Genomic DNA, 14,154 nt, shown 5'->3' on the forward strand with positions numbered 1-14,154 from the left:
AGGAAACATATATGAGCGGTATTTTACGCCAACCTGCAGAAGTCACCTATCAAGCCGAGCTAGAAGCACTTAAGGCCGAAGACATAGCAAAAAAACCGGCAAACTGGGCATTATCACCTCAAGCCGTTGTCACCTATTTATTGGGCGGTAAAACCAAAGACGGGATTGAAATCAGCCAAAAATATTTTGGCAATCGACGCTTGATAGAAACAGCGGTGGCCACCTTAGCCACCGACCGCGCGTTATTATTACTGGGCGTGCCTGGCACGGCGAAATCTTGGGTATCTGAGCACCTTGCAGCGGCGATTTGCAACAACAGTACCCAAGTGATCCAATGTACCGCCGGCACCGATGAAAACCAGATCCGCTATGGCTGGAACTACGCTCAGTTATTAGCGAATGGCCCAAGTAAGGAAGCGCTCGTGCCCACTCCGCTTTATCGCGCGATGGAATCGGGCACCCTATGCCGCTTAGAAGAGCTCACGCGCATGGGCTCGGATGTGCAAGATACGCTCATTACTGTACTGTCTGAAAAAATGCTGCCCATCCCTGAACTCAACCAAGCCGTGTATGCGCAAAAAGGTTTTAACATTATCGCCACAGCAAATAACCGTGATAAAGGCGTTAACGAGTTATCAGCCGCCCTTAAACGCCGTTTTAACGTGGTTGTATTGCCTTTACCAGACGATATGGACGAAGAAGTCGCCATTATTTCAAAACGCGTGGCTGAAATGAGTGTCGGCCTAGACTTGCCTATGCCAAAGGATGCCCAGCAAGAAATCGTAAAAGTGGTCACCATTTTCCGCGAACTACGTAGCGGTGAAACCTTAGACGGTAAAGTAACCCTAAAAACCCCGACCGGAAACTTATCCACCGCCGAAGCCATCGCCGTGATGGTGGGCGGATTAAGTCAGGCAAACTGGTTTGGTAATGGCAGCTTAGATGCCGAAAACCTCAGCAGCAACCTCGTTGGCGCCATCGTCAAAGATCCGGTACAAGATAAAGCCGTGCTTGAAGAATACCTAGAAACGGTATTGAAAAAACGCACTGGCTACGCGGATTACTACAAGACAATCAACGAAGTACTCTAAGGCAGCCCTATGTCGGACATCCATTATTTTGGTATTCGCCATCACGGTCCTGGCTCGAGTCAACGTTTACTGGCGGCATTACAAGCGCTTCAGCCTGCCTGTGTACTCATTGAAGGGCCAACGGATTGCAGTGAATTGCTGCCACTTTTAGCGGCCAAGGATATGCATCCACCCGTTGCACTGCTGGCTTATGCCGCCGAAGATGCCAGTTGTAGTGTGTTTTACCCCTTTGTTGAGTATTCGCCTGAATACCAAGCGACCTTATACGCGATTCATAATCAAACCCAGCTGGCGTTTATTGATGTGCCAGTTAATATTCAACTTGCCAAATACTTACAAGACAAGCAAAAAGAGCAACAAGAAAGCGAGCAAAACGGTGATTCACCCGATGACAGTGAACTAGACCAAGCGCCCACTAATATTTCAGAGCGCGTATCAGATCATGCGCTGCTACTTGACCCCATTGGCGAGCTTGCACACCTTGCAGGCTATGAAGATGGGGAAGCTTGGTGGAATGACTTAATTGAGCAAAATGGCGATAGCAATAGTGAGATTTTCACGGTTGTTGAGTCGGCAATGCAGGCGCTTCGTGACACCATTTCGCCAGCGCATCCCGGTTTAGCGCGCGATTTAGTACGCGAAGCCTATATGCGCCTTGAAATTGCCAAAGCCAAAAAAACCGCTGATGGTCCCATCGCCGTAGTCTGCGGTGCTTGGCATGTTCCAGCGCTGAAAGCGAAGCACACAGCCAAAAGCGACCGTGAGCTGATTAAAACCTTACCGGCTAAATTGACCAAAAAAAACGTCAAAGCTACTTGGGTTCCATGGACTTCGGCGCGTTTAGCAAGCAGTTCGGGCTACGGCGCCGGTGTTGATGCGCCCATGTGGTATCATCACTTATGGCACCAGCAAGCTCACCCGCAACGCATAGCGCATTGGCTTACCTTAGTGGCTAATGAACTGCGCCAAGCCGGACAAGTCGTTTCCACCGCCTCCGTGATTGAAGCCACCCGGCTTTGCCAAACATTAGCCGCGGTGCGTAATCGCCCCAGTGTGGGCTTTGAAGAAGTTCGTGAAGCGGTCATTGCTTGCTTGTGTTTTGGTGAAGCCAGCATTTGGCAGCAAATTGAATCTCAGTTATTACTGGGTAACCAAGTTGGCCATATTCCAGCCGATACGCCTTTGATCCCGTTAATTGAAGATTTACAAGGGCAGCAAAAAAAGCACAAACTCAAAGCCGAGGCCTTGCCAAGGGAGTTATCGTTGGATTTGCGCAGTGATGCGGGCCTAGGTAAGTCGATTTTATTGCATCGCTTAACCATTCTTTCCATTGACTGGGGCACTCTAGGTAATAGCGGCAAAAGCCGCGGCACCTTTAGAGAAAACTGGACGCTGGCGTGGCAACCTGAGTTTTCCGTTAAACTCGTTGAAAATTTGGTTTATGGCAGCACCATAGAGCAGGCCGCAGCCAATAAGCTGCTAGAGCAGATGCAGCAAGAAAAAAGCCTCAGTAAACTGGCTAGCCAGGTTAATCTGTGTTTAGAAGCACAGCTTGATCAGGCCGCCAGCCAAGGAATCGATTTACTGGCACAACGCGCGGCCCATACCAGTGATTGCATCGATTTATTAGAAAGTATTGCACCCTTAATCGATATCAGCCGCTATGGCACGGCCCGCGCGATGTCGTTTGAGCATATTGATGCGTTAATTGAGCGTTTAACCTTGCAAGCAGCGATAGCGATGCCCTACGCCTGTCGAAATCTTGACGACGACGAGTCTTGGCATTATCGCCAGGCCATTGGCGACGCCCATCAGGCACTGCTGTTAACAGACTGGACCTGTGAGGTTGAGCAGCAATGGTGGCAAAGTTTAAAATTCATCGTAGAGAGCAATTTAAGTAATCGACAAATTGCAGGATTAAGCTCGCGCCTACTTTATCAAGCCGATAAGCTAAGTAACGAAGAATTAGATTTGCTACTTGGCAAGATGCTTTCGCCAGCCATCGCACCGGCCGACGCCGCGCGCTACTTTGATGGCTTTTTTACCAATGCCGTTGATCGCCTGCTGTATGACGACCTTTTGCTTTCTGCCATTGAACATTGGCTTATCTCATTGGAAGAGCCATCGTTTATTGAGTTTTTACCTTTGTTTCGCCGTATCTTTGCCGATCTTGATTCAATGGAGCGCAAACGACTCATAGATCGCGTGTTACAAGGTCGAGCGCAAGGGCCATCACAATGGCAAGTCAACCCAGCAGCAATCGCAAGCTGGCCTCAGCAGCTTGATAGGATCTCAGCCTTACTGAAAAGGGATAAACATTGGCAACAATAGATAATTACAGTGACGACGCAAACCAAGTCGATGCACTTGAAAAAGACCGACGTTGGCGTTTAGTGCTGGGCGCAGAGACCGACAATGGGGCAAGTTTATCCGAGTCTGATCGGCGTTTATCCAGTGCATTAACCGCTGTTTATGGCGGCGAAGATTCACAAAAAGGTCGGGGGAGCTTATCTCGCTCTGCGCCAAGCGTCGCTGAATGGCTAGGTGATATTCGTGAGTTTTTCCCAGCCAGCGTCATCCAAGTTGTGCAAAAAGATGCTTTTGATCGTTTAGGGCTAAAACAAATGCTGATGGAGCCTGAGTTTTTGGCCGCCATTGAAGCCGATGTTCATCTGGTTGCCGATCTCGTTAGCCTACGCTCTATCATGCCCGAGCAAACCTTAGATACGGCTAGGCAAGTGATTCAAAAAGTGGTTGATGAGTTAATGAAGCGCTTGGAGCAAAAAACCACCGAATCCATTCGAGGGGCAATGAATAAGTCGAAAAAGACCTTTCGCCCCCGATTTAACGACATCGACTGGCACCGCACCATACACGCCAATTTGCGTCACTACCAACACGACTTTAAAACCATAGTCCCAGAAAAGTTAATTGGTTTTATGCGCCAGCAACGCCGTATCACTGACCTTGATGAGGTGATCTTGTGCGTTGACCAATCAGGCTCCATGGCCACATCTGTGGTCTATAGTTCAATTTTCGCCGCGGTAATGGCTTCTATTCCGGCGGTGAAAACTCAGCTAGTCTGTTTTGACACCACCATTTTTGATATGACGGAAGAACTCTCCGATCCCGTTAGCGTGTTGTTTGGTGTGCAACTGGGCGGAGGCACGGACATCAACCAAGCCGTTGCCTATTGCGAAAGTAAAATAGAGCGGCCAAGTAAAACCCACTTAGTGTTGATCACCGACTTGTATGAAGGTGGTAATGCCAGCGAATTAAAAGCCCGCGTGGCTAATTTGACCAAACAAGACGTCAACGTGATTACCTTGTTAGCATTAAGTGATGACGGTAAGCCCTCATACGACAGCAACATGGCCGCTGAATTTGCTGCCATAGGTAGTCCTGTATTTGCTTGCACGCCTGATCAATTCCCTGATCTCATGGCCACCGCCCTAAAACGTGAAGACGTATTAGCCTGGGCGGCCGACCAAGACATTAAAACGGTCAGAGCAGACTTGTGATTGAGTCATCGCTATTCGGTTGCGCAGCAAGCGCTGCGCTATCGAGCTTAGATTATTGACCGAGCTTGCTCTTTTCTATCAATTTGATCAAGCGAACATTTTCCGCTTCCACATCCGTTAATTCCGCGTCGTCGGCCAAGGGGTGATACCAAGGCTTTTTGAGGAAATATTCGTTGAGTTCAGCCGATTGAAACACAAATCCATGACGGGCAAATATCTCGTTTCGTATCAAGCGTAATTCTTGTTGAGAATACTTCATTAACTCAGCTTGCTCTAACAATCGAATGTCAGAATCGGGAATTAAATAATCACCTCTAAATTGAATACTTTGCTGAGCTCGCTGTGTGATGTTAGCCTTGTTGGTTCTTGCAACTTCATAGTGTTGCAATAGCTCAACATTGTATTTTTCAATATCAGATAACACCACTTCTTTTGTTGTTGGCCGATACCAACTGGTTGAATTAAAGTAGAAAGACAGCGGTTTCGACTTGAATATATAACCATGACGCGCAAAGATTTCATTGCGCGCCAAGTTAAGTTGCTCAATTGACAGCTTATCTATATCAGCATGCTTTAACTTTCTGCTCCCGCTCATTGCAAGTAGCATTTCAAGATTTGGTTTTTTTTCCCATAAAACCGTAATTGAAAAACCGGGATCGCTGATATCAGCCGATGAATACCTCAGTTTAAGCCCTTGATACTTTTCTTTTAGATGGTAGTGCCGATCGGCATAAATATGCCCATCGGACACTTCAAAAAACTCACGTCGAGCAAGATCATTCACTGATTCTATCGACAGCATTTCTGACATATCGTAATAGTCAAATCCTTGCTCCGTTTTCTGCCCTATCGCCAAGCCATTTAAATGAAATTGCCCTTGGGGAATATATGTCAAATTCTCGCGATCGATTTGTTTTGCATGCCAAATGTCTTCCTCTGCTCTAATCAGCAACAACGGCTTTGCTCCATTGGCCAAGACGTAGAATCGATTATGCTCCTCTGGCATAAGTTCACCCGTCATCGCTAATGCAACTAATAATAAATAGAACATCTTTAATCCCTTATCACTGGTTAACCTCTGTCCACATTGACAACAGCAGGATGGAAAACGAAATGCTTTCACAACTATCAATCGTCTTAGGATCTTATATAACCCCAAGGGGATTTATCCTTGCCATAAAGCAACGTTATGCTATTAACACCGGAAAAAGATTGTTGCCAAAGTGACAGAGCTAGCAATCTAGCGCTTTAAGAAATGAAAATGAGCGTTTTACAGACATAAAAAAAGACGCCCAAGGACGTCTTTAATCGAGAATGTGGCGGGAGTGAGACAGCACACTTAATCACTTAAATTATTGGTTCAAATAAATATAATTAAAATACATATCAATAAGTATTACTCTAAGTATTACTAGATACATCGCATCATGCCAAGGGTTAGTTCACCACCACTTTGCTAGCATCGTCACCATACGTAGCATTTGTGCTCACCTCAAACTCTTCTCTATTCTTAGATCTATCCATGTGAACATAGAGAGAGTGTTCAATAGCATCTACATCATTCAAAGGGTTCTGCAAAATACTCAAGCTATATTCACCAGATGATGTCTCATAGAGCCGATACAAATAATACTTATTCGCATACTTACTAGCAGCATCCTTTTCATTTCCTCTAAGTTCGATGGATGCACCTCGATTTCGTCTGCCCTTTACCTCAATAAATCGATCAACTAAACATAAGTCACGACAATCATTGTTCTTGAAACGGTCACGGTCTTTCTCAGAGCTAAAGCTTATAACATCACAACCGAGCCCTTCATATCCCATATACTGCCCAACTAACAGTGGATAACGTGGCGGTTCGAAACTCTCTTCTATCTGCATGATTTTTTGTTCCGCTATATCTCCATTCACGGGGGTATACGACGTTGAACTTTTCCCTACAGTTGAGCTTCTAGTTTTTTTGACTCGTAGTTTTTGCCTAACCGGTGACGACTCAGCTTCAGCGTCAACTGATGTTATCTGTATTGGACAGCTATCGTTACCAACGTTACCTACTTTATCCATGGTAGTCGGCACATCTATATGCTCGTCTGGTACCTTTAACTCCATACCTTTACCTTCCGTAACGTTGGTATGTTTCGGTTCTTCCAGCACTGGAATATCTGGCAAGACAGCATCACTACTAATATCCCAATTGTCTGAGCTAGCGTATAGGCTCGTTAGCTCAACATCGGTTACTTCCTCTCCTAAAATTCGACTCAAAAGAGCATGGCGCTCATCTTTATGACACCTAAATAATCTTGCGAAATCACTACCATTGGCAATACGAAATAACGAAGCTAATGCCTCACCTATAACGTCTGCTAGCATATCCGAATCATGCTTAACTACGGCGTCTGAACCTCTAACATACAAAGTTTCACCATCAATCAACCAGCCCCACTCAGGAAGCTTATGAGAACAATCAACATCTTGAAATTGCATTTGGACATGTAAGCTAGAACAGACCTTTAACTTCAGTTTATTTAATTGCCCTATATACTGGGCTTGCCCTGACTGAGACTTACGCATAAACACGAAAAACGGCTTAACTTGCTGGAAATATATGTTCAGATCAGAATTTGTCGGCGCAGCTGCAAAGTGATCAACTGTCTGTTTGATAGCACTGCGATCTATCGTCCGAATACCAAAAGCACTCTTAACTTTATCCGCACCTACTCGATTTGGTAGTTCAACTATAGCTAGGCGATCTAACAACTCGGGTGGTAACCCATCCGAATCAGTATGATAAAGCTCATCAATGGAGAAGTACTTGAAACTGTCCGCTTTTTTTCCCCACATTTGACCTGATTGAATGAATCTGTTTTTCATTCCTACCTCTTGGCTACTGGATGAGTCAATAGCGTTCAACATCCAGCGATGTAAGGTTTTAGCTGCGGTAGGAGCTGGTTGAAATTCTGGTAGCGCGAGCAGTTTGCTATAAATATCATCCAATGAAAGCTCGGCAACATTTGTTGCGACACCCGACTTGCGCCAAGATTCCACTACGTCTCTCAAATCCATACCATACTCTTTAGCCTCTAAGTCACTCATTCTTGCAGGCTGTGGGAAGATGGCTTGACTTGAGATGTCAGTGATAACACAGTCTTTTGGTCTCAAGTCCGTGTTATTAGAACCTCGGATCCATCTAGTATTTTCAAGTTTCCATTGAATATAGCTGCGTACATCACCCCCATATGGACGATAATTTCGATCCCACTCTTTTTTGGCTTCTATAGTACCATAACGCTTATCTCTCTTGAGCCAGTGCACAACTCGTTCATCCTGATTTAGCCAAGCGAGAATCGCGGTATATTTTTGGGGCACCAATATGTCGTCAATTCCATCCAATGTTACATAGCTAACAAGAGAAAGATTAGCCGACATTAGCTCTTCAGAAGAGTAAAAAAAGTAATCATGACCGAATCTCACTGGGAATCGAAGCTGCGTGATTACCATATCTAGGTAATGTTCATTACAATCCGTAGATTTTATTTCACGAGGCCACTTAGCAACACCAATCCATTCTAAAAAATCGACCCAATCATGATCGCCCCTTAGCTCTATAGAAAGCTGACTTGGTGGTACAACTAGCTTATCAGAGCTGGTGGAGTATAGCTGTTGAGTTATTTTTCCGTTTAAACCATATCCATCGCCCATGTAGAGGTATTCAGATTTAACTAGTGAACCTGCTTGATTCGGTAGCTCAATACTGGTCTTGTCGGGGAAAGTAGGCCTTTGCTTTGTCAGCCCTTCAGAATGATAAAAGTCGTAAACAACTCTCAATAACTCACTTTCGATATTCTCAGCTTGCTCAGGGTGCACTTTTTTGTGTTTATTCGCTTGTGCCCTTAAGTCCTGTATAAGTCGTGCAAAGGAGTACTCTTTAAGCCCAAAATCCTTCAACTTGTTTTGTAAAATACGCACATCTGAAGCATCTAGTTTTTCGCTTAAACTATCCTGCATTCCAGAGTCTAAAAACCACAGTTTCACCCAATCAGGTAACCCTGTCGGTGCTCCTCCAGTTGGAGAGATATAGACCGCTTCCGTATCTGGGACACTTTCGCCAAGAGCATCTAGAAATAGAGAAGGTGTATAAGCGCTATGACTTACATTATTAGATTTTAAACCTACGATTAACGCTACCCTTTCGTTCTTGCTTAACCCTTTTAGTGCACAGATTCGCTCTCTAACAACACCACCAGGTAGTTCAACAACTCCAAGTGATCTAAGCCACTTGAGCTCTACTTCACCTACCGGTACTATATCGTTAAAGCTATCAACTGGTAACCACTCGCTAGCCGCCCCTTCAATAGTAAAGGCTCCGTTCGGTTTTACTGTACTACCACAAAGAGTTGGGACTATAGATTTAGATTGACAAGACTCTAGTATCATTGCTTCTAAATCAAACTTATTTAGCGCCTCTGAATAGTATTCTAAAGGCATAACAACCCGAAAACCTGCGTTACAACCTATAGGGTTGTCTGTGGCACACTCCTCGGCAACCTCAGCTAAGAAAGCTGCTAGTTTTGTAAAGACAAACTGATTGCTATTACAATTAATCAGATGGTTACGGCTTTGATCTAACTCTAAGGTTGCATGGCAAACAATCGGAAGAGGTAAAATTATTTCGGTTGGAAAGTAACTAAACAGTGGTGAAGATTTGAGCTCTGAGCTATCTAGGACTTGGGGAACTGCCGCAACCAATTCGTATTTGTACTCACCACTAGAATTCTTATCAAGCTGCTCAGAATCAACCAAACCGCCCGTTCGAAATAGCCTCCATATCCCGATAGGATCGTCATTGGCTAAAACCATAGCTGCTAAGTCATCGCCACACTTTGACCAAATGCGTTCCTCTTCCCCCGGTAAAAGAAACTTAATTTCATCTAGATGATCAACAAACAGAAGCATCTCCGGTCGGAGTGATTTCAACTGCTGCAACGCTACACTAAACGATTCATTATCTTCAAAAGGAAGACCTATTACTGTCTCGTATCCAACCTCGCGCCAATAACTACATCTTTCTTTAATCGGAAAAGTTTGAGAGTAAAAAAACTGTTCCAAATCATTTGATTCCGAATAAGCGGGAAAAGGTAAAGTGGGTAAGATTGTTGATGAGGTGACAGCCTGTTCTCTTTTCACAAGCTCCGCTAGTTCGGAAGAGTGTGCTTTCAACTCTTCTAACTTCTGTTGACTATTTTTATCAGTATAAGCGAGAGCTAAAGCACCACTTAAAATAATTGGGTTATTTGTCCAATTTAAAATAGAACGGAAGCCAAGCCCTTTACAGCCAATGAGCTGTCCTTCTCTTAGTCTCTTGGGGCTTAGGTGAGCATTTTGAAGAGATTTAACCCCTCCAACTGAAAAAGCGATGCCGTTATTAGCAATTAGAATTCCTTCCGGTAGAAGCTCTATGACGACTTTACCTTCAATGCCTGCTTCTCTTGCTTGGTCAGCCGCATTTTGTAATAACTCGAGGATTTCTCGTCCTTCGTAGTCATTACTTGTTGCGATTTCACTTCTGTAATCACGAATGAGATTTGATGGTTTTGCAAAGTAGGAGTTCTTAGTTTTCTCCTCCTCAGCGGTCAAAATTTCGAACCATTGCTCGCTTGTTGAGGGTATTAATGTGTCATCCATGATTACTACCTAGAAAAAATAGTTTGCAAAACAAGCAGCCAAAGCTGCTGAAAACCTCAAGAATACTGTTTAAATTACAGCCTACCTGTCATCTGTAACTTAGTTTAATCAAATCCGTCTGCTATATTACCATTTTCCCAATATTTCATACTGCCGTCGCTTTTGCTGGAGTTTTTCATCGTCTCGGCATACTCTGAGTGCCGCGCGAAGGTAGCCTGCCGCGGCGTCGTAATTTCTCTCTTGCTCACAAACGAGCACCAGTCGTCTCAACACCATAGAATTCATTGGGTAGGCGCGGTTTAGCGCTTCTAACTGGCTTCTGGCTTCTGGATAGCGCGTTTGCATTGCTTCAATTGAGGCTTCACACATGCTTAGCTCGAAAGAGATGTCTCCTAACTGCTTCGCCGTTGCTAAGAGCTTCTGCGCTTGCTCAAGCTTTCTCAGCTTCATAAACACTTTTACAGCAAGTTCGCGTATATGTGCGCCGACGGAGCCTTCAATATTCAAAAACCTTTCATCAAGTCCCAGTACTGACTTTTCAAAATCGAACCAGCGTTCTCCACGATAGAGTGCATTAAGCTCTTGAAGCAGGGCGCTGGGATCTTTCGAGCGGCGAAACTCCGTGTTGGCAAGCGCTGCGGCTTTTTGATATTCCGTTTTCTCTAATGCTTCGACAACGTCGGATGACCAATCACGTGCAGGCTGAGCGATAGTGGCTTGGTGGAACACGTGAGTTTGTTTATTTTGCTGGATTGAAGCTCGCTTAAAGGCTTCTTTCAGCTCATTGATAGACAGAAACCTATCCGCTGGCTCTCGCTGCAAACACTGCAGTATCACACTTTCCAGAGCAGGGCAGATTGTAGAGTTAATTTCACGCGGTTTAGCAAAGGTGTCATGGCGTAACACCTGTGCTTGAGTATCGTGAGGTAATTTTCCTGTTGTCAGTTGGTATAGCAAGACTCCAAGACTATAAATATCGCCGGCCAAAAGCTGCTCAAAGTTTCCTATGCGAGATACGCAGTCACAGCACTCGGGTGCCGAGTACAACACCGTTCCTCCGTTCTCCCTCGTTCTCACGTAGATTTCCTCTGGCAATGCAGAGCTTCCGAAATCTGTCAGTTTTACATGATCACCCTGTCCAATAAGGATGTTGTGTGGCTTTATATCACCATGTGATATTGGGCTCTCCAAGCTGGCCAGATAGCCCACTGCTTCAAGCACTTGGGAGTAGATGTTAAACAGTCGGTCATAGGTGTTTCCAAAGTGATGTGTCCGACGCTCCAACTTTTGCGCCAGGCTTTCACTAGGGAAGTACTCCATCTCAATTGCGTACCACTCTTTCTCTGGTGGCACGCGTCCCATATCGTAAATCTGAATGACATTCGGGTGCGGTTCGAGGCCTATAAGTTCTTTTCCTTCTGCCAAAGAGCGATCTGGAGAAGAGATGTTTTTAGGAATTTTGACAGCAACCACCTCATCATCAGAGAGACGCTGAGCTCGCCAAACCCAGCCATGAGTGCCATCACCTAAGCAATCAATTAACACATACTTATTGCCAAGTTGCTTGCCGGTTCCCGGTAGAAAGTGAGCGCTAGGAACATTCATCATGACCACCTAAAGTTCATATGTTTTAGACGTAAGAGATCATCAAGCCCGGGAGTTAGAACCATCCTGTGGAGGAGCAGAGATCTCGAAGGAGGCGTAGGAATTCGCGAACCTTTACGGTTAGTAACGCCTTGGTGATATAAGTGCTCTAGTGCTGAAAAATCTGGTGCAGATACCAATCCAGAGCTCCAGGCTGACAGTATCAACAGGTCTGGTTGGTGCTCCCAGCGCTGCGAAGCTTCCATCAAGTTGGTAAGCTTCTCCACTAGTTTAGTCTTGCCATTTTCACTGCCATCGTATCGTTCAAACTCGATTAACACTTTGGGTGTGGCTGTCTCCTTTTCGAACCACACCGAGTCAGAGCGGATGTTATCTCCACTAGCGGCCGGGGCTGGACTCTCAGCTACAGCCATATAGTCCAGTTCATGTCCCAAGGTGTTCCAAACACTGCAGCCCAAACTATGCATAAACACATCGGAATCCTTGAGGCCATGTTGCACAAGGATCGGAAAGGCGGATTCAATAAAGTCGCCTTCCAGCTTGTCTTGGATTTGGTATTGAAGCTTAGTCACGGAAACTGTCCCAAACCTTCAACACTTCTGGAGATTCACCTCCATGGATCAGAGCCTTTGAGCCTACCTTTACAAGTAGTGGCGCGGGTATGGAACGACCACACACTAAAGCTTCACCCGTAGATAAGCTCGGCAACTCATCCAAATCCGCTTTACTCACCATATCGGACGCCTTGGAGATAAATCGTTGGTCATCAGGGTTTTTCAGCCGCATGGTAATTAATGTATTGCACTGAGAGGTAACGTCAGCATCAAGTTTGGAAGGACGTTGGCTCACGATGCCAAAGCCAACACCGAATTTACGGCCCTCACCAGCAATTTTCTTGATGATTCGGTGGCTCACAGCTTTACCACCAGCCGGAGCAAAATTATGACCCTCTTCGTAGATTAAGAAACTAGGACGTAACGGGTCGGTCTTGCTGGATGCTGCACGAAGGATCTCACTACTTAGCAAGCCACAAACAACCTGCTTAGCGGTATCGCTTAAGCCTTGCAGGTCGACAACAACCAAGCGGCCTTTTCGATTATTCGGGCGGCCGATCATTTGGTAAATATCGGTGGGTTCTTTCATGGTTGCTGAGTAGAAACTCTGAGCTTCATTCAAGATACGGCTTAGTTTCATTGATGCAACAGCAGCGCTGCGACCATTCAAAGCCTTGGCCTCTGCTTCAGACAAGTCATCCCACTCTCGGATCTCTTCAATGCCATCGCCAAGAAAGTAGCGCAGGCGATTAATATCTCGAGGTTCGGAGCGATCGTTTTGTCGCCAGTAGCGAATTGCCACATCTAGCACGCGCTGCTGAGGCTCGGTTAATCCGGGTAGAATTTCAGAGATGTCATCCATCTCGAACCTATCGAACTGCAGGGCAAGCTGCTTATTTTTACCTGCATATTTATGCTTAAATGCTTCGTGTTGAGGAGAGTAGATCTGAATCCCTGCGTCAGCTTCTTGAAGCCGCTCAATCATAGTTTTAATCTGTGGCAACACCTTTTGGTCACGCACATCTTCGACGTCTTGAAGGTCAGAGCTAAAGTGAAGCTTTCCTTTAGCCAGGGCTCGGCCATACTCCCCGTGTGGGTCAAACACCACGACGGTTCCGTTATTGATGGCTACCAAACGTTCGATGATCCGGCCAACGGTATAAGACTTACCAGAACCGGTCATCGCCAGAATCGCCATATGCTCAGTAACCAGTTTGTTTACATCAAGGAACACGGGTACCGTGTTTTCACCACGCTCGTAGCCAATCAAGTTCCCTAAATGTAGGCTGGTGTGTTCGTTAAATTCGTAAAAGTCAGCTAAGAACTGGAAGTCTACCGTCTCTACACGGGCTCCAGGGTCTAACGGCCGACGAGGAATTTTTATCTGACGAGATATCGGGTCCCGGTAACCAACGAGCTCTAAATTGGCGAACAGATTCTCACCAGTTACATTAGCACCCGGCAATAGCTCAAGCTCCGTTACACTATCTCCAAATCCTGAATTGAACAGCATATTGGAGCGATGGATTTTCATCACTCGCCCCAATACAGCTACAGCTGGCTCATCTTGTCTTTCACGGTGCATGATGCGCACAAACTCACCACGGCGAACAGAGAAAGAATCCTCCACCACCATGGTTAAATGGGCCGAATCTCCTGTGTTGCCGACCAGCTTTCCTAATATTTTGTGTTTCATTG

The 14,154-nt window shown here is 45.5% G+C and carries 7 protein-coding genes; 3 read left to right on the forward strand and 4 right to left on the reverse strand.

Annotation, left to right across the window (positions count from 1 at the left end; all coding sequences use genetic code 11):
* Positions 1-11 precede the first annotated feature (11 nt).
* From K6Y21_RS03520 to K6Y21_RS03530, 3 genes are read left to right on the forward strand one after another with little or no spacing between them, the layout of a single operon-like run.
* Positions 12-1,091: an ATP-binding protein gene (locus K6Y21_RS03520; RefSeq protein WP_233070356.1), complete on the forward strand. Its 1,080-nt coding sequence runs from the start codon at positions 12-14 to the stop codon at positions 1,089-1,091.
* Between the two features lie 9 nt (positions 1,092-1,100).
* Positions 1,101-3,422 carry a DUF5682 family protein gene (locus K6Y21_RS03525; RefSeq protein ID WP_233070357.1) on the forward strand — a complete coding sequence of 774 codons (2,322 nt, stop codon included), beginning with the start codon at positions 1,101-1,103 and terminating at the stop codon, positions 3,420-3,422.
* Positions 3,410-4,612 carry a VWA domain-containing protein gene (locus K6Y21_RS03530; RefSeq protein ID WP_233070358.1) on the forward strand — a complete coding sequence of 401 codons (1,203 nt, stop codon included), beginning with the start codon at positions 3,410-3,412 and terminating at the stop codon, positions 4,610-4,612. The genes K6Y21_RS03525 and K6Y21_RS03530 overlap by 13 nt, the downstream gene beginning before the upstream one ends.
* A gap of 52 nt (positions 4,613-4,664) precedes the next feature.
* On the opposite strand, the gene K6Y21_RS03535 is transcribed toward K6Y21_RS03530, so the two are convergent.
* The 4 genes from K6Y21_RS03535 to K6Y21_RS03550 form a co-directional block, all read right to left on the reverse strand.
* Positions 4,665-5,663 (reverse strand): YARHG domain-containing protein, encoded by a 999-nt coding sequence (locus K6Y21_RS03535; protein WP_233070359.1) that lies wholly within the window; start codon positions 5,661-5,663, stop codon positions 4,665-4,667.
* 386 nt (positions 5,664-6,049) lie between these two features.
* Entirely contained in the window at positions 6,050-10,297 is a 4,248-nt protein-coding gene (locus K6Y21_RS03540) for a protein NO VEIN domain-containing protein (protein ID WP_233070360.1), read from the reverse strand.
* A 126-nt stretch (positions 10,298-10,423) separates the two neighbouring features.
* Complete coding sequence (locus tag K6Y21_RS03545) at positions 10,424-11,905, reverse strand: protein kinase domain-containing protein (RefSeq protein WP_233070361.1); 1,482 nt, start codon at positions 11,903-11,905, stop codon at positions 10,424-10,426.
* Positions 11,906-12,466: 561 nt separating this feature from the next.
* Positions 12,467-14,152 (reverse strand): ATP-binding protein, encoded by a 1,686-nt coding sequence (locus tag K6Y21_RS03550; protein WP_233070362.1) that lies wholly within the window; start codon positions 14,150-14,152, stop codon positions 12,467-12,469.
* Positions 14,153-14,154 lie beyond the last annotated feature (2 nt).

It is taken from the genome of Motilimonas eburnea (assembly GCF_021295345.1).
Classification (GTDB): domain Bacteria; phylum Pseudomonadota; class Gammaproteobacteria; order Enterobacterales; family CBDFNC01; genus Motilimonas; species Motilimonas eburnea.

Bases quoted from the DNA above. Each gene is read 5' to 3' on its own strand.
- K6Y21_RS03535 (WP_233070359.1), bottom strand. From the start codon at position 5,663: ATGTTCTATTTATTATTAGTTGCATTAGCGATGACGGGTGAACTTATG.
- K6Y21_RS03550 (WP_233070362.1), bottom strand. From the start codon at position 14,152: ATGAAACACAAAATATTAGGAAAGCTGGTCGGCAACACAGGAGATTCG.
- K6Y21_RS03540 (WP_233070360.1), bottom strand. From the start codon at position 10,297: ATGGATGACACATTAATACCCTCAACAAGCGAGCAATGGTTCGAAATT.
- K6Y21_RS03520 (WP_233070356.1), top strand. From the start codon at position 12: ATGAGCGGTATTTTACGCCAACCTGCAGAAGTCACCTATCAAGCCGAG.
- K6Y21_RS03545 (WP_233070361.1), bottom strand. From the start codon at position 11,905: ATGATGAATGTTCCTAGCGCTCACTTTCTACCGGGAACCGGCAAGCAA.
- K6Y21_RS03525 (WP_233070357.1), top strand. From the start codon at position 1,101: ATGTCGGACATCCATTATTTTGGTATTCGCCATCACGGTCCTGGCTCG.